The sequence below is a fragment of the Pontibacillus yanchengensis Y32 genome (genome assembly GCF_000770635.1).
In the GTDB taxonomy this organism is placed as follows: domain Bacteria; phylum Bacillota; class Bacilli; order Bacillales; family BH030062; genus Pontibacillus; species Pontibacillus yanchengensis.
The window spans coordinates 1-17,136 of sequence record NZ_AVBF01000015.1; the positions used below are offsets into that span (position 1 = coordinate 1).

The 17,136-nt window shown below is 37.2% G+C and carries 20 protein-coding genes and 1 riboswitch; of the genes, 11 read left to right on the forward strand and 9 right to left on the reverse strand.

Translation table 11 applies throughout. The features are described from left to right. Positions 1-124: 124 nt before the first annotated feature. The 6 genes from N782_RS07230 to sda all read left to right on the forward strand — a co-directional run bounded on the left by N782_RS07230 (position 125) and on the right by sda (position 5,267). A complete protein-coding gene (locus N782_RS07230; RefSeq protein ID WP_036817955.1) occupies positions 125-646 on the forward strand; it encodes a LiaI-LiaF-like domain-containing protein in 522 nt (173 codons plus the stop codon). A gap of 234 nt (positions 647-880) precedes the next feature. Further along, entirely contained in the window at positions 881-1,207 is a 327-nt protein-coding gene (locus tag N782_RS07235) for a hypothetical protein (RefSeq protein WP_036817958.1), read from the forward strand. 276 nt (positions 1,208-1,483) lie between these two features. Continuing rightward, the gene (locus N782_RS07240) at positions 1,484-2,131 is read left to right on the forward strand and encodes a LysE family transporter (RefSeq protein WP_036817960.1); all 648 of its coding nucleotides are present in this window, start codon (positions 1,484-1,486) and stop codon (positions 2,129-2,131) included. 107 nt (positions 2,132-2,238) lie between these two features. Beyond that, positions 2,239-3,003 (forward strand): alpha/beta fold hydrolase, encoded by a 765-nt coding sequence (locus N782_RS20650; RefSeq protein ID WP_052111223.1) that lies wholly within the window; start codon positions 2,239-2,241, stop codon positions 3,001-3,003. A 131-nt stretch (positions 3,004-3,134) separates the two neighbouring features. After that, complete coding sequence (gene cls / locus N782_RS07250) at positions 3,135-4,565, forward strand: cardiolipin synthase (protein ID WP_036817962.1); 1,431 nt, start codon at positions 3,135-3,137, stop codon at positions 4,563-4,565. 489 nt (positions 4,566-5,054) lie between these two features. Further along, a complete protein-coding gene (gene sda / locus N782_RS20980) occupies positions 5,055-5,267 on the forward strand; it encodes a sporulation histidine kinase inhibitor Sda (protein ID WP_084103008.1) in 213 nt (70 codons plus the stop codon). Here sda and N782_RS20985 read toward each other — a convergent pair. Continuing rightward, positions 5,257-5,790, reverse strand: a complete 534-nt coding sequence (locus N782_RS20985; protein WP_036817964.1) for a helix-turn-helix domain-containing protein — start codon at positions 5,788-5,790, stop codon at positions 5,257-5,259. The two genes, sda and N782_RS20985, sit on opposite strands and share 11 nt — an antisense overlap. A 160-nt stretch (positions 5,791-5,950) precedes the next feature. On the opposite strand from N782_RS20985, the gene N782_RS07260 reads away from it, so the two are divergent. The 3 genes from N782_RS07260 (at position 5,951) to metC (ending at position 9,056) form a co-directional block, all read left to right on the forward strand. Further along, entirely contained in the window at positions 5,951-6,244 is a 294-nt protein-coding gene (locus N782_RS07260; protein ID WP_036817967.1) for a 4a-hydroxytetrahydrobiopterin dehydratase, read from the forward strand. 327 nt (positions 6,245-6,571) lie between these two features. Next, positions 6,572-6,684, forward strand: a riboswitch (SAM riboswitch). 85 nt (positions 6,685-6,769) lie between these two features. Next, a complete protein-coding gene (locus N782_RS07265) occupies positions 6,770-7,894 on the forward strand; it encodes a methionine biosynthesis PLP-dependent protein (protein WP_036817969.1) in 1,125 nt (374 codons plus the stop codon). Beyond that, entirely contained in the window at positions 7,887-9,056 is a 1,170-nt protein-coding gene (gene metC, locus N782_RS07270; protein ID WP_036817971.1) for a cystathionine beta-lyase, read from the forward strand. The genes N782_RS07265 and metC overlap by 8 nt, the downstream gene beginning before the upstream one ends. A 99-nt stretch (positions 9,057-9,155) precedes the next feature. Here metC and N782_RS07275 read toward each other — a convergent pair whose 3' ends face one another. The 6 genes from N782_RS07275 to N782_RS21475 form a co-directional block, all read right to left on the reverse strand. Then, the gene (locus N782_RS07275) at positions 9,156-10,331 is read right to left on the reverse strand and encodes a macrolide family glycosyltransferase (protein WP_036817973.1); all 1,176 of its coding nucleotides are present in this window, start codon (positions 10,329-10,331) and stop codon (positions 9,156-9,158) included. Between the two features lie 448 nt (positions 10,332-10,779). Next, a complete protein-coding gene (gene phoU / locus N782_RS07280) occupies positions 10,780-11,442 on the reverse strand; it encodes a phosphate signaling complex protein PhoU (RefSeq protein WP_036817974.1) in 663 nt (220 codons plus the stop codon). A gap of 227 nt (positions 11,443-11,669) precedes the next feature. Next, positions 11,670-12,074: an NUDIX hydrolase gene (locus N782_RS07285; protein ID WP_237582612.1), complete on the reverse strand. Its 405-nt coding sequence runs from the start codon at positions 12,072-12,074 to the stop codon at positions 11,670-11,672. Between the two features lie 168 nt (positions 12,075-12,242). Continuing rightward, positions 12,243-12,527 (reverse strand): DUF4181 domain-containing protein, encoded by a 285-nt coding sequence (locus N782_RS07290; RefSeq protein WP_036817977.1) that lies wholly within the window; start codon positions 12,525-12,527, stop codon positions 12,243-12,245. Between the two features lie 375 nt (positions 12,528-12,902). Beyond that, the gene (locus N782_RS07295; RefSeq protein ID WP_036817979.1) at positions 12,903-13,091 is read right to left on the reverse strand and encodes a hypothetical protein; all 189 of its coding nucleotides are present in this window, start codon (positions 13,089-13,091) and stop codon (positions 12,903-12,905) included. Positions 13,092-13,119: 28 nt separating this feature from the next. Continuing rightward, complete coding sequence (locus N782_RS21475; RefSeq protein WP_161783082.1) at positions 13,120-13,278, reverse strand: hypothetical protein; 159 nt, start codon at positions 13,276-13,278, stop codon at positions 13,120-13,122. Positions 13,279-13,516: 238 nt separating this feature from the next. Here N782_RS21475 and N782_RS07300 point away from each other — a divergent pair, with 238 nt between their 5' ends. Then, on the forward strand, positions 13,517-14,791 hold the full coding sequence (locus N782_RS07300; protein WP_036817981.1) for an MFS transporter: 1,275 nt from the start codon (positions 13,517-13,519) through the stop codon (positions 14,789-14,791). After that, positions 14,745-15,368 (forward strand): TetR/AcrR family transcriptional regulator, encoded by a 624-nt coding sequence (locus N782_RS07305; RefSeq protein ID WP_036817983.1) that lies wholly within the window; start codon positions 14,745-14,747, stop codon positions 15,366-15,368. The genes N782_RS07300 and N782_RS07305 overlap by 47 nt, the downstream gene beginning before the upstream one ends. An 85-nt stretch (positions 15,369-15,453) precedes the next feature. On the opposite strand, the gene N782_RS07310 is transcribed toward N782_RS07305, so the two are convergent. Next, positions 15,454-15,888, reverse strand: coding sequence for a hypothetical protein (locus N782_RS07310; RefSeq protein WP_036817986.1), 435 nt, complete (start codon positions 15,886-15,888; stop codon positions 15,454-15,456). A 115-nt stretch (positions 15,889-16,003) separates the two neighbouring features. After that, positions 16,004-17,050, reverse strand: a complete 1,047-nt coding sequence (locus N782_RS07315; protein ID WP_036817989.1) for a bifunctional transcriptional activator/DNA repair enzyme AdaA — start codon at positions 17,048-17,050, stop codon at positions 16,004-16,006. Positions 17,051-17,136: the final 86 nt, after the last annotated feature.

A 17,136-nucleotide genomic window follows, 5' to 3' on the forward strand; every position in this document is an offset into this window, starting at 1 on the left:
ATCACTTTCTTAGTTATACACAAGCATTGAATTTTATAATTTCCTATACGATGAAAAAAATGAAACATTTACACCAAATGACCCGTATAGCCTTATATACTTATAAGAAAGGGAGGGAGTATTCATGAGTAAAGAGAAGCTTAGTAATATTGTAATAGGACTCGTTTTAATTATTATTGGAAGTTATATCTTTTTAGAAAACTTTGGACTCATTCAATTTGAATTTGGTTTTATTTCATGGCCTATCGCATTATTGTTACCAGCACTAGGGTTTCATATTGCATTCTTTTTATCAGGTATGCGCAAAGATCTAGCTGGACTGCTGGTTCCAGGCGGTATTTTACTAGTATTAAGTCTCCATTTTTATTTAGAAATTTTAACGAATTTTCAATACTCGGATTACACATGGCCAACCTTTTTGTTAGCTCCTGCTTTTGGTTTGTTTGAGCTATGGTTTTTTGGCTATCGAAATCGTGGGTTATTAATACCAGTAGGAATTCTAACTATATTAGCTCTCATTTTCTTTGCACAGGCGTGGCTTTCATTCGCAGCGAAACTCTGGCCACTCGTACTTATTTTTGTAGGGATTTTTATCCTATTCAATCGCAATAAGGATTCAAAAGATCCTACTATATCTTCGGATTAAGAAACCATAGACTTGTTGGGTTGCTATAATAGTACAATTCAATTAGAGGAAAACACATAAAATGATAGAAATTGAGAAAAACACATAAATGGTTATCTAATAAGCACTACTATTCTAGCGAAATGGTATCAAATAGGAAGTTTAAGATGTACTAGATTAAAGGAAAGATAACATTTCCCTTGTTATTTGTCGTATAATGAAAGGGACTACACTCGAAAGGATGGGATTCCTACAATGGGTGAACATATCAAAACCGTACAAGACTTATTGACCAAATGGTATAGTGATGAAAAGGTGTCGGATGAGGAACTTCGCTCTCTAGAAACCGCACTAGATAAAACCAAAGAGGAAGTTAGTGAGACCTTAGCAATGCGAGCTAAAGACCGGACAGAATGGGGACTATCCGATGAGCAAATCCGAGATAAAGTTAACGAGTATATGTCTTACCATAGGGTGTATTTACCAGGGCCTAGAATACAGCAAATCGTAACCTATCTGGCTCGCTTTCGAGACGATGAAGAAAAACTAAAACAAGAAATGAAAAACGAAATATTCGATTAAAAGGATCCTTTTTGGGTCCTTTTTTGTATTATTTATGCATTTGATGATAACTTGATCCATTTTCTGATTGAGGATAAAATTTGCACACAAATAGTTCAGGAAAAGCTAAATAGTTGCTTTTTTTCCATTATCGATAAATAAATCTTTCCATTTACTACTCCACCTTTCATTACTAAGACAGAATTTTTTCTATCCATTTCACTAAAAAAGTACTAACTAAAGCCTTTCTTACATGTACTAATAGAGACAAGCTATAGTATAGAAAGGTATTTGCTCATGATTACATTAGTTATTGGATATATTGTACTGGGATTATCGATTGCCGCTCCTGTAGGCCCCATCAATATTGAAATCATTAAGCGGGGGCTACTTTATGGATTTTGGCCATCTTTTTGTGTAGGGCTAGGAGGCATGTCCTCTGACCTCTTACTTATGGTAGGTATGTTTTTTGGACTTGCTCAATTACTCACCATAGTTTGGGTGAAAATTTCTCTAATGATACTTGGCTGTATTATACTAATTCACTCTGGCATTACGAATATGGGTTCAATTACCTCCGTACACGAATCAAATGAAAGGGTCACAACGAACAATAAGCGTCTGCCCATCAAATCCTATTTAACCGGAGCTACAATCGCGGGCACGAACCCTATGAACCTATTATTCTGGCTCGGCATATATGGTTCTGTTCTTAGCACTGCCCTGCAAGAAGGTAACACGATTCACTCTTTTTTGTTAAGTAGTTTAGTGTTTATCGGCATTGGTATTTGGAACCTAAACCTCTCTTTCACCGTACATTTTGGTCGGTTGCTCATGACACCCTTTGTTATGAAAATAGTAAATGGTATCGCAAGTATTGTGCTAATTGGGTTTGGAGTAAAGTTTGGAATAGATGCAGTTTTAGAATTAGCAAAAATTGTGTAGATAAATTTTTGTTCCATAATAAAATATAGAATGCATTTCATTTGTACATTTTTCTATTTTTGTCCAAATGCTTTATAATAGGAAAAGACTAGGAGGTGAACCTGTTCGTGCTTTTTTATAAAATATATCATAACAATAAAAAAGACTGGGTTGTTTGTTTACATGCCGTATGTACAGGGCATTTTATTTTTGATGGACAAGTGGATGAGCTCAGCAAGCACTATAATGTACTTCTTATTGATTTACCAGGACACTATCAATCAAAAGATCAACCTGTCAATTTACAGGAACCATTTGATCACACCATTCGAGAAGTAACAAAAGTCATGAATCATGTAGGAATTCAAGATGCATATTTTGTTGGGGTTTCCTTAGGAACGGTGGTCATCCATCAACTTATTTTACAAGAACCTTGGCGTGTAAAAAAAGCAGTACTTGGTGGGGCTGCTATTGCATTTACTCCTGAGGCAATGCGTTTTTTAAGGATTGCAAAGAGGTGGATTAAATTTTTCCCTTATAAATGGTATATGCGGAAGCTAATGGTCTACATGATGCCTAATGAGAACCACCAGCCATCCAATCACATCATTATGGAAAAAGGAAGTACACTGGGAAGATTGAATTTCATCAATTGGCTACATGCTATTGCAAGAATTGAACAAATGTATGATGAACAAATTAGTGAGACAAATGTACCACGGTTATACATATCTGGCGAAGAAGATCACACATTGCTTCCTTCCCTATTAGAAAAGATTGAAGAATCTCAAACCACCTCTGTACAAATTATGAAACGTTGTGGTCACATGGTAAATATGGAACGTCCTGAGGAATTTAACCAACACATGATTGCATTTCTTGAGTCTGCTTAAAGATAATTATTGGTATGGTATTATTCTCCATACTATTCTTTTTGCAAAAAGTATTCCTTTTATACTCATAGTAAGCTATCATTTCATTGGAATCTCTCTTTCTTTTTAAAACTTCTTTAAGGAGTACGATTATGGGTTTATTAGCAGGTCTAGCGATATTTGTCACATTCGTAAACGTACTATTAGGCATTACGATTATCTTTCTAGAACGAAAGCAAGTAAGTACAACTTGGGCTTGGTTAATGGTCTTATTCTTTATCCCTATTTTCGGATTTATATTATATTTATTTTTAGGTCAGAATTTAAGCAAAGCAAAATTATTCAGGGTTTCCAGTGAAGCCTCAGAATTTTTTACAAGTTTGAAACAACGACAGAAGAAGCTGTTTGATCATCACCATGAATCAAATTATGAATATCAAGGTCTTATGTATATGAATCTAGTTAACAATGATTCTATTTTTTCAAATGATAACCATGTAGAAGTGTTTACAGATGGTCATAAGAAAATGGACGATCTTATAAGAGAAATAGAAGGAGCTAAAGAATTCATTCATATTCAATATTATATTGTGCGGAATGATGACACTGGACAACGATTGATTAACGCCTTAACCAAAAAGGCTTATGAAGGTGTTGAAGTCCGCTTCTTATATGACGATATGGGCTCATTAAGCTTACGTAGATCTGCTTTGGCTCCACTTATTAAAGCAGGAGGTCACGTAGCAGCTTTTTTCCCTTCTCGAATTCCTTATATTAACTTGCGTCTAAACTATCGTAATCATAGGAAGATTGCTGTTGTTGATGGCGTAATCGGTTATATCGGTGGCTTTAATATTGGTAATGAATACCTTGGAATGGTGAGGAAGTTTGGCTATTGGAGAGACACCCACCTTAAGGTGAATGGAAGTACTGTTTATTCTCTGCAAACTCGATTTTACCTGGACTGGAACCATGCCTCTAAGTATAAAATGGCTCCTTCCCCTAAATATTTTCCTGACATTCAACCACAGGGAAACAGTGGAATGCAAATTATCACTTCTGGACCAGACTCGGAGTGGCAACAGATTAAGAATGCATATATCAAATTGATTTTATCCGCCAAAGAAAGCGTCTATATTCAAACCCCTTACTTCATCCCAGATGATAGTTTAATGGATGCCATTAAGATTGCATCCCTAAGTGGTGTTGATGTAAAAATCATGATTCCAAACAAGCCGGATCATATGTTTGTGTACTGGGCTACTTATGCTCACATTGGCCAATTGATTGATGCAGGAGTAAGAAGCTTCACCTATGAGAATGGGTTTCTGCACGCTAAAACGCTTGTGGTGGATGGAAAAGTTGCCTCAGTTGGAACAGCAAACATCGATGTAAGAAGCTTTAAACTTAACTTTGAAGTGAATGCTATTGTTTATGATCCTATCTTATCCAATGAGCTGCAACAAATCTTTATCGAAGACTTGGCCCACTCCTATGAAATCACCGAAGAAGTGTACCGTAACCGAACTAACTTAATCAAAATAAAGGAATCTGTATCAAGACTTTTGTCGCCAATATTATAAAACTACAAAAAGCTCGGGATTTCATTCCGAGCTTTTTTTAAAAGTAAAGAAAGTAAATTTATGGAACTTATGTGACTAGCTTCAGCGACTAGTGTGCTTCCCTCACCTACGTTCGATAAGTCTCAACATCGAACTGACCTACATCCTGTAGGTCCACATCACGCAACAACATCCCCCCAAGGGTCGTAGCATATACGTCGATAGCAGGGCGCTTGCACTTTTCTTGTGAATTATATTATAAAGGGGATTGTTATTAAGGTTAATGCTAAGCTTAATAACAATGAGATAATCCAATCTTTCTTTTGTGTCATTTTTAACATTATATTGGCAATTGTGCTTATCGTAAGAAAAAACAACAAAACGAACAGGAACATATACACTCCTATGATATCCTCCTTAAAGATTCACATTTTAAACAACCTCTCCCCCCATATCTAAACGTTGTTATATTATAAAAGTAAAAAGTACAGGGGCTGGCAAATGTAACAAATGAGCCACATGACAATAGGGGACTTAGTAGTACAAGATAAATATATAGAGATAGATAGCTGGTACGGAGGGGTGAAAATGGTCGTAGCATTGACAGATGAACTATTAATTAAAGCCTATAAAGAGGCGAAAGAGAACAAGGATGTTGAAACATCTTTTCTTGCTATGCTTGAGGAAGAATTAGGTAAAAGAAATATTCACATTAAAGAATAAACGAAATATCTACTGCAGCAGTTGCTACCCCCACTATATTATTACTCTTATTATACAGTGGTTTAGCGTATATTAAGTACTCACGTTCTTTATTATAAAAAGAGAACGTGACCACCTCTTTTTTTATTTCCCTTGTTTCTATAACCTCCTTCTTTAAATTAACCAATTTCTCACAAAACGTTTCCTCCATTATATCGTTAATTTGCTTACCAATAAGCCAATTATCATCAAAATCAAACTGAGGATTAAAAACCCATGTATATTTCAAATCTAAATCACAATGGGTAAAGGTGATAGGTATGTCGGACAAAGATGCTTGTAATGGTTCAATAAAATAATCCACATAAAGTTTTGAGCTATTGAATGACAAAGTATCAGCTATTTTTTCAGCTACTTGTACACTAGGTGTTCGTTTTCCGTTTTCTATTTGTGCATAATAAGCTCGATCGATATGACACAAGGAAGCAACATATTCCTGGGTGAATCCTTTTTCTTTTCTTAAAACTTTCAACCATTCTCTCATCTTTTTCACTTCCCTAGTTAGCTAAATCATGATTGATTCAATACTATATATTATTCTTTATCTGTACCATAAATCCTTTTGGAACTTCATGGATAGTTTAACTATTTTATGAACAGGAATATAAATAGAGAGAAGTCTATACCTAACAAGGAGGATTACCATGAGTACTCTATCTCAAACAGAAATTAAACAAAAACATGAGGATATTCCTCAATGGGAAGTAAAAGACGAAGTGGAAATTGAGAGGGTTTACACGTTTGCACAATATAAAGATGGTCTAGAATTCGTACAACAAATTGGCACCATCGCAGACGAAAAAGATCATCATCCATCTATCAGGTTAGAATACAAAGAAGTTATCGTTGCCCTTACTTCACATGATGTTGGAGGTCTAACAAACCGAGATTTTGACTTAGCACAGCGTTTTGATGAAGTTTATGAAAATCGAAAATAAATTACATTAGCCATTGAGGGGGGTACCTTAATGGCTTTTTTATGACATGAATTGAATCCTTTGGTGACTTAGGAGCTACTAGTCGGAATTTCAGAGCAAGGTTTGGGTTTTGGGAGCAACTTTTCGAATTTCGGAGCAAAATTTGAAATTTCGGAGCAACTTTTCATATTTCAGAGCAAAATTCAAGATTTCAGAGCAACTCCCACCTCCCTCCCTATCCTACTCAACCAAAGTAAGATAGTTTTAAATTTTCTAAAATCAATCATTGCGTAACATCCTTTAATGCTGTATGGTAGTAATTAAATAAATTACCAATCGCATAACACATTCTTATTCAGAGAAGCTGAGGGATCTGGTCCGTCGAAGCTTCAGCAACCGGCCTGTTTAGGTGAGGTGCTACCTCCAGCAAGTGGGATGAATGTCCACTTGAAAGATAAGAAGAAGGATAAACTTGAATCGATCAAGCTCTTCTTCGGAAGGGCTTTTTTTAATATCATCTATACCATCCAAAAGGAGTCGATCGACATGTGTAGTCATCATTTAGATACAAAACTAGCTCAAACAGGAAACCGCAGTGAGTCCACAACAGGGGCTGTTAACCCACCACTCCACCTCTCTACCGCTTACCGTCATCCAGGGATTGGACAGTCAACTGGTTATGATTATATACGTACTGGAAATCCAACTCGCGATTTACTAGAGCAATCCATTGCCACACTTGAAGCAGGTCGAGATGGATTTGCATTCAGTTCTGGAATGGCTGCCATTCAAACGGTCTTCTCCATGTTCACACCAGGGGATGAGTTCGTGGTTACCCAGGATGTGTATGGTGGATCTTATCGTTTATTCGAAAATCACTTTCAAAAATTCGGGCTTGGATTCACTTATGTGAATAGCACAGAACCAGATGATTTCGAACAAGTCATAACAGAAAAGACAAAAGGGCTATTTATTGAAACTCCGACAAATCCTCTCATGACACAAATTGATATCGAAGCCATGGCAACATTAGCTAAAAAACATAACCTACTCCTTATCGTGGATAACACTTTCTTCACACCTTACTTACAGCAACCACTACAATTAGGTGCAGACATTGTTATTCACTCGGCAACGAAGTACCTTGGGGGTCACAATGATGTACTCGCCGGACTCGTTGTTGCCAATGATGAATCCATCTGTGAAAGTCTAGCTGGTGAACAGAACGCATCTGGTGCCGTCCTTTCTCCTTTTGATTGTTGGTTATTAATGAGAGGTATGAAAACACTAGGTCTTCGCATGAAGCAGCATGAGACGAATGCAAAACGAATCGCTGAGTTCCTTGAGAACGATCCCAATGTAACAGATGTTCTTTACCCTGGTCAGGGAGGGATGCTTTCCTTCCGTGTTCAACAAGAAGAGTTCGTTCCTTATTTGCTAGAGAGCTTTGAGCTTATCTCCTTCGCCGAAAGCCTTGGTGGCGTGGAAACATTTATAACGTACCCAGCCACCCAAACCCATGCTGATATACCAGAAGAGGTTCGTTCTAGTTATGGTGTAGATAATCGTTTACTGCGCTTATCTGTAGGGATTGAAGATGATCGAGATCTAACGAAGGATTTACAACAAGCACTTGAAAAAGCACAAACGGAGGTTCAGCAGCATGTCTAATTATTCTGTTCAAACCAAGCTACTTCACAATGATTACTCTGTAGACAAAACATCCAATGGAGTTAGTGTCCCGATTCAACATGCTTCTACGTTTCACCAAGAAGATATCAGTGAATTTGGTCAGTACGATTATGCACGCTCAGGTAATCCCACTCGCGATGCACTAGAAACCACCATCGCTGACCTTGAAGGTGGGACGCATGGGTTCGCTTTTGCATCTGGAATGGCTGCTGTTTCTAGCTCTCTGATGCTTTTGTCGAAAGGTGATCACCTACTCATAACGGAGGATGTGTACGGAGGTACGTTCCGTTTTGTCACTCAAGTGCTTTCACGTTTTGGCATTGAGCATACCTTTGTTGATATGACAAAGCTCGATGAAGTAAAAGCAGCCTTCCAATCGAACACGAAGGCAGTTTTTATCGAGACACCATCGAACCCTCTTTTAAAAGTAACGGACATTGAAGCAGTTACACAACTTGCTAAAGAACATGACTGCATATCGTATATTGATAATACGTTCTTAACCCCTTTGTTACAAAAACCATTTGATCTTGGTGTGGATATTATTATTCACAGTGCCACCAAGTTCTTAGCAGGTCACAGTGACGTGGTTGCTGGTTTAGTAGTGGTAAATGATGAAGAATTAGCCCAACAAATTGGTTTTTTACAAAATTCATGTGGCGCCATTCTAGGACCTCAAGATTGCTGGCTGGTCCTAAGGGGCCTCAAAACACTACATGCCAGAATGCGTCAGTCTGTTGAATCAGCAGAGAAACTAGCCAATTATTTAGAAGGTCATTCCCTTATTACAAAAGTCTACTATCCTGGATTGATTTCGAACTCCTATTATGATGTTCAACAAAAACAAGCCAAAAATGGCGGTGCTGTTCTGTCATTCGAACTCGCCAATGAACAGGCCGTAGAGCAATTCGTGGAGCGATTAAAGTTACCCGTTTTCGCTGTTAGCCTTGGAGCAGTTGAGTCCATCCTCTCTTATCCAAGGAATATGTCACACGGTTCTATGCCTGATCATGACTGTGACCAGCGAGGTATTACAAAAGGGTTACTCCGCTTATCTGTAGGACTGGAAGATGTCGATGAACTTATTGCCGACTTCGAGCAAGCACTCGCTTATACAAATCAACCTGCAAATACAATATAAGCGCCACAATATAAGTGCCAGACCCCCACCACTTTATAGCGTGAACGCGCTACTGCAGTGGGGGTCTGGCACTTTTTTTAGCACTTTTTTTACTCTTTACTACTTACCTAAAAATGCATCAATCTCCCGAAGAGCTTTCTCAACTCCTCCACTCTCCTTAAAACTTTGATTGATTTTCTCTATATTTTGCTTATATTGCTCATCATTTATTACCTCTTGTACTGCACCTTGAAGGGTTGCTGTCGTAATTGAGTCCTTTGAGATTGGATATCCTGCTCCTAATTCTTCCAAACGCTGGGCCACCATAGGCTGATCCTTGTCATGTGGCACTACGACCATTGGAACATTATGATGAATCGCTTCATTCACACTGTTCATCCCACCATGTGTGATGAACACATTCGCTTTTTGTAACACTTCAAGCTGAGGTACATAGGAAGCGATTAGAAAATGATCTGGTGCGGACTTTAATTTTGACTCATCCGTATAATTTCCGGTAGAGATTACTACTTTTCCATCAAAATTTGCGAATGCATCTATACAGGCGTTTATAAACGCTTCTTGGTCACTTAGCACGGTCCCCATGGATATATATAGTACTAGTTCATCAACTAATTGCTCTACTGGGAAATCATGAGCACCTTTTCTATCAGGAAAGCTCGGTCCAATGAAAATATTGTGGTCTCCAAAATGTTCGCTGTATGGTTGAAAGTAACGACTAGTGTACACGATTTGACACTCACCACGATTCATCATGAATTGAGCTAGGGATTTCGGTTTCACTCCATACGTTTTTTCTATATTGTGTAACTGGGTCTTCGCTTCCTGATCAGGTTCAAAAGAAGCTTCTGATTGTGGATGGAAGGGAAGTTCCTTTAATGCCATATCAGGCATCAAGAACGAGGATGAAGACGATATACCCGGAATATCTAAGTAATCTCTAACTAATTCACCAGCACCGAAGTTGTCAAAAAACACAAGGTCAAAGGTATAAAGCTCTTTTAAATTCTTTGTAATAGCTAACGTCTCTAGCGATGTTTGAATATGTACTTTCAGGAAAGTATTCATGCCCTCAAACGTATATAAATCTGGAGTTATGGTACGTAACCAATCGTTATGAAGGTGAACATTCGCACCAACTCCTTCTAAGCGTTCTTTATATTTTTCAGTTGTAATATAATGAACTTCATCTCCTCTATCAGTAAAAGCCTTTACCATTCCGATAGTAGGATTAACATGACCCTCAGCAGGAAAATTTATCATTAAAATATTCATAGAGTTATCTCCTTTCTGTTGGGTAACCCTAGAATATCATGTTGATTACGTATATGTTTGAAACATGCTTATTTCTTAACGCCCTCTATTAAAATGCATCTATAAGAAACCATCTCACCTATTCGATGGCGGTGGTGGTGGGTTTCGGTGCCGTGAGCGATTACGGTGCCAGACCCCCACCTCACTACAGTATCACCGTATTATCAGAGTGGGGGTCTGGCACCTCAATCAGACACCTTAATAAATTCGGTGACAAAAGGTGTCACCCCCCCCAACATTATACAGTAGTAAAGGTTCACTATAATTTAGATGTTAGTAACCTAGGTATTTCTCCATTAATATGTGTGTGACAGGTAGGTATTCGTAATAAAAGTGCCAGACCCCTACCACTTTTTAGCATTAACGCATTACCGTGGCGGGGGTCTGGCACCTTGTATGGCACCTTGTATTAGGTATTCAAATCAAATCGTTCACCTTTCACTAAATAGAAGACATTCTCTCCGATATTTGTAACATGGTCAGCAAAACGTTCTATATATCTAGAAATAAAAGCAAATTCCATCATCGTTTCTAAACTACATTCTTTGTTTTGCGCAATATTTTCAGAGATTCTCATGTAATTATCTCTATGAAGAACATCCAATTCCTCATCCATTTCTTTCAATTGTTTCGCTAACCTAACATCCTCATTCTCGTAAGAGGCCATAGAAATGTTCAACATTTTTATCGCAAGATCACTCATAATATTAATATTAGATTTAACTTGGTTAGGTGGCTCATGTTTCATTCGAAGAATGCTCTTACAAATGTTAACCCCATGATCACCCATTCTTTCTAAATCATTGGCCATTTTCATTGCTATGATTATCCTTCTTAAATCGGATGCTACAGGTTGTTGTTGCGCGATTAATTTATTTACCTTTTGTATAACTGCATATTCCATCTCATTTATTTTTTTATCGTGATTTATAATCGTTTCTACACGAAACTTATCTTGTTCATGCAAGGCTTCAATTGAGTCTTGAAATAGCTTAGAAACACTCGTTGCCATGGCTAGCACTGATTTCTGCAGTTCGTCTAAATCTGTTTGAAATTGACCACGATACAACATTAAAAACAACCTTTCATCTATCAGAAAACCGTAATCTATCCGAAAACCGTATATTGGTAACACTATATCAGATATATAAAATGGATGATAGATTAATTTATCAGATTGTTCAGAAAAAATATGGCATTTTTCCACGACTTCTATATCACTTAACTCGAAGCTCCTTACCATTAAAATTATGCTTTCTTAGATATAAAAAATAGAAATTGATTCTTGCTCTTTTATATCTAAATCAATTCTAGCAACGCTTCCGGAACTAGACGTAACTGGTTGTTTTGAAACGATTGTTTTGGCTTCCAGAACACTTTGAAAGTTTCACCATTATCTTCTATTCCTTCAAAAGAATCTACAGAATAAAAGGAAAAATCCTCAAAGGATGCGTCATACACCTGAACAATCTCATGTCCTACTTCCCCGTTAAAAGTAAAAATATTCTCAATGGTACCCAGGAATTCTATGTCTGTTATTTCTGCCGATATCTCTTCTCTCACCTCTCTTTTCAATGTATCGGAGCTCTTCTCTCCGTACTCTATGCCACCACCAACTGGTCGATAAAAGTAATCGCCTTTTACGTTATCGTACCCTTCTGCAACTAAAATTTTCTCATCATATTGAAAAATACATATAGCCAATGGTCTAATGATTTGGTTATTCAGCCTAGTTCCCTCCTTTTACTTAAGACGTTTTTAGAATTTTAGGTAAATAAAGTAGGGATCCATTCGGAAGAAATCCTAAATAAAATACACCATATTATACATAACTAATACACCCAAAAATAGTATTACCAGTGTAATAATATATTATTTTGAATCTCGTATATATTTCCATTGAATGAATGCTTCAAACCCTAACAATATCGACAAATATCCTATCCAAAACCATCTCATCATAAGATCATTTAGTGTAATCGCATAAGGGAGACAACATAGAAAAACGACTACTATAACTCCTTTCCCCCAATGGTACACTTTTTTACCTGGAGTATTAGAAATTTTTTGCTTTTGAATACCTAGCCTTTTCCTAAGTAATTTCTCTAAGGAAATAAAGAAAACAAGCACTATGATAAGAAAGATAATAAAGTCCATATAAATCTCCTAACTACTAGCATTCTGAAACTCATAACCTCAATTTTATGGGTACACAAACTTCTTCGATCATACCCATTAGCTTCTTCTCTTCCAATACACCAATCTTTGGTTTCATAATAGCTATCCCCTATTCCCCATTTCCCACTAGCATGTTAGTCCATATAAGTATTAGGATACCCTTATAATTGTTCATACTACTTTTTTGAGAACGCTACTACATGAAATTTACTACTACTCCATCATTTTATTTAACAGGAAAAAAGCAGAAATAAAAGGTTAGTTCTGACTGGCATAATATACACTCGTATATACTAGTGTCATACAAAAAAAGCAGTTCAACTTTTTAATAGTTGAACCACTACATCTTCCTACTTAAATTCCATCTCCGCCTCCGCCTGGATTATGATAATGATATGAAGCATATGCTTTAGCTTGGGCTTCTGCCTCTCGTTGATGCTGACTGTAATGAGGTCGTTTCATTTTATATTTCACTTGCAAACCTACACTAATTCCCACCAGCGTTAAAATTGCTCCCCAAAAGATCCAGCCAATTATAGACATTAACTAACTCTCCTTTATATTGAAGTAGTTAAAACCTCCACCCTAAAAACATATACGCAACTATTCCAATCACAGCAGCAACAAGGCCAATGAGGAATATGACCTTGTTTGTTCTTCTGTTTTTTCTGAAGAGAACACTCATGACAGCTATTAGAGCAACTACTAAGCCAATCCAAAAACCATCCATTCTATCCCCCTCCTTTGCGAAGTAACAGAAACCTCTTTTTTACTATTAATATTTCTCAACTTCCCACTCATCTTAACTAATGTATACGGCTAGAAAGGTATTTTGTTTCACACCATTCTATGTAATAAGATATTTACTTTTAGCAATTATCCAGAAAAAGGTTGTAAATCGACATCGATGTCGTTATAATAAGAGTAACAAAACGACATCATTGTCGTTATAAATGGAGTGATTTTATATGGAGAGTACATTATTACGAAACAAACCGTTTATGACCCTAATGACAGCACAATTGATTTCTAGTTTAGGTGATTGGTTAAGTATTGTTGCCATAATAACGATGGTTGGCATGAAGTGGAATGCTACACCTATGGAAGTTTCGTTTGTTATATTATGCTTAGCACTTCCCATGGCTTTACTAGGCCCATTTACAGGAACGGTTGCGGATCGAGTTAATCGAAAATGGTTAATGATTGTTTCCGATTTGGTAAGAGCAGGACTTATTTTGGTTTTAGCGATAGCTAGTTCGATTTGGGTGGTGTATGTATGTCTATTCCTAATTGGATTGCTTTCAGCGGTGTTCATTCCCGCTAAAAATGGAAAATTAAAAGAACTTGTTAAACAAGAAGATATGAAGAGTGCCATGTCTATTTCATCCATGATTGGTTCCACGACCAAGGTGCTTGGGCCATTATTAAGTGGGATGTTGGTGACGGTGTTCGGTGCCCAACTAGTCTTTATGATTGACTCAGCTACATTTTTTCTATCAGCTTTACTGATAATAGCTATACCTAAATCCGTAATCATTTTAGAGGACGATGGAAACGAAGACGAGGAAGAAAGCCATACGTTTAAAGATGACTTTAAGACGGGGTTACACTTCATTAAGCAAAGTCGTTATTTAGTAGTCGGGATGTTTGTTTTAGGGTTAAGCTTAATGATTCTCCAGTTATCTGACTCACAAATTATTGTCTTAGTTCGAGAGTTATCAAATGCTTCTCCTAATTTATTCGGGCTAATAGTAACTGGGTCAGGACTTGGTATGTTTTTGGCAGGATTGGTACTTACAAAGAAAACGGATTACAATGCACTTCTTTTAATGTTTCTTGGTGTTTGTGGTATTGGTGTTAGCTTTGGTATGATGGGATTATTAACAAGCTTAGATTTATCCTTTTCCTCCATTTGGGGACCAGTACTTGGCTTTTTGGCAGGAATTTCTGCTGGACTGATCTTCATTCCTTTCCAAGCTTCTGTTCAAACAGAAACACCAGCACGCATGACAGGTCGAGTGTTTGGTGTTATTAATAGTGTAACCACAAGTGCTACAATAGTGGGACCATTATTAGGTGGTTGGCTTGCAACATGGTTAGGAATTCTCCCAACATTTATGATAACGGCCTCACTGTTAATCGTTGTCTCCCTAATTGGACTAATAAGTAGAGAAAAAATAGAACGGGGGAAAAAGCATGTCTCCGAAAGTAAGCAAGCAGCACAAGGAACAACGCCGGGCTAATATATTAGAAGCAGCAAAAGACGTATTTATCGAACATGGTTACGAGAAAGCTACCATGAAACATATTTTAGAAGCTGCAAATGTGAGTCGTGGTGGATTGTATCAATATTTCAAAAATAAAGAGGATGTATACGAAGCTCTTCTTGAGGAATCAATTAATGAATCCATGCACCATACATTAGATCAACTTGACGAGGAAGTATCTTCTTACTGGGACTTATTACTCACTCGCATCTTTGGAAAAGGTCAACAGCCTGACGACGAAATGGACCCTATGGCTCCATCTAATTTGGAGTTCTTTATTACGGGAAGAAATGATCAACGCAGAAGAGAATATGGAAAAACACGTTATTACACTGGCTTAAAAATCTACAAAAGTATTATTGAAAAAGGTCAGGAGAATGGAGAATTCTCAAAAAAATTCGATAGCGATATTCTGGCAAGGTCCATTATTTCCTTCATAGATGGTCTCGCCCTTGACTACTCCATCCTTCCTCCAGAGGACGTAAAACTAAAAGAACAATCCATTATGTTTGTAGATTATTTAAAGATGGCTCTGGGAGTAGACCAAGGTTAAAAAGACAGTTTTTCTCTTAGGATTCTTTAGGAAGTATGCTATTATTCTTATAAGTATTATCTGCTAACTAAACCTTTTTTTAATACTAACTATCATTCTTTTCTTTAAGACTATCTAAAACAATATAACCAAAAATAATACCTGCTATTGTAGATAATGGAGATTCAATATTTCTCATAAGTGCTCCACTGAATGGTAGAGGTACACTGTGTGGTAATGAAGAGAACAAAATTATAATTTGGGAAACATATAACGTCGGGATGCCCATTGCACATAATTTAACCCAATCAATAGACCACTTTCTTTTCTCATTAACTTCTTTGATAAATTTTGGTAAACGTAATAGTATTCCGATTAAAGTTGGAAAAAGAAAAGTAAAAATTACAACGAGTATATACAAGCCTTCTAATCGTCCTTCAAACATTAATGCTTCTCTAGCCAAATCAGGTAACTGGTACCCCCAGAAGACTAAAGCAATAAATGTGACTGTCGATATAAAATACAATAAAAATCGTTTCAAATAAATTTCCTCCTTTAACTAACTATGCTACTAGAATTTTTGGTTAGCTAAAGCCTTTTCTACAAAATGTTAAACAATCCAACTCATAAATGAAGTGGATTGTTAGTAGATACGATTAACTTCTTTTTTCTTCATGCTCCAATAACCATCTTTTTCGATGCATTCCACCACCATATCCAGCAAGATTACCATCCTCTCTAATCACTCTGTGACACGGAACGATGATAGCAAGTTGGTTTGTTCCATTAGCATTTGCTACAGCTCGAAAAGCAGTTGGTTTTCCAATCTGTTCTGCTACTTTAGTATAAGTTATCTTGTCACCAAAGGCTATGTTTCTTAACTGTTCCCAAACTCTCTTTTGAAAAGGAGTACCAATGAAATGAACAGGAGTAGTAAATGCCTTAAGACTTCCTGTGAAATATTCCTTCAATTCCTGTTCGATTAAACGAATGGGTTCTGTTTCACCTGGAACAATAGCCGAGTTATTTCTAAATCTAAGCCGTTCAATTTCTTTTTCTAGCCCTCTACGGTCGACAAATTCTAATAAGTACAGAGCATGTTCATCTGCTATAGCAATCATAGGACCTAGTTCTGTATCCAACCAAGAAGCGTACAACACCTGAGTTTGCTTATTAGAAGTAGGTGGTTCTCCCATTATGCGAGAGAAGGCATCACGGAAACCACTGCTTGATTCATAACCAGTTGAAATTTGAGTGTCAATCACTTTGTCACCAGCCCTGATGTGCTTCATGGCTACCCCCATTCGTCTCGCTCGGGCATACTCCACAAAAGTCATACCAAAACGTTTTTTAAAGTGGCGTCTAGCTGTAGAGGGATCAACTGACAGCCCTTGTAAGTCAGCATCCTTCCATCTTTTTTCAGGATTTCCCTCCACTGCATCTACTAACATACGTACAAGCTCTGTTTCATGGTTAGGATGAGAAAGTGGACGACAACGCTGGCATGGGCGATAAGAAGCAAGAAGTGCTTGTTGAGCTGTTTGGTAAAACTCACAGTTCTCCAATTTAGGTTTTCTAGCAGGACATGTTGGTCTACAGAAGATCCCAGTTGTTATCACTCCTACAAAAAACACACCTTCGTATTCAGCGTTACGCTCTAATAATGCCTGATACAATTTTTCTTTAGATTCAGTGGTAATCATAATTCTCCTCCATTTCACACCTTGCTATGATAGTTTCATTATATCGTAGCTAAAAATGTAGCGTAGCCGAATAACAGGCATTGATT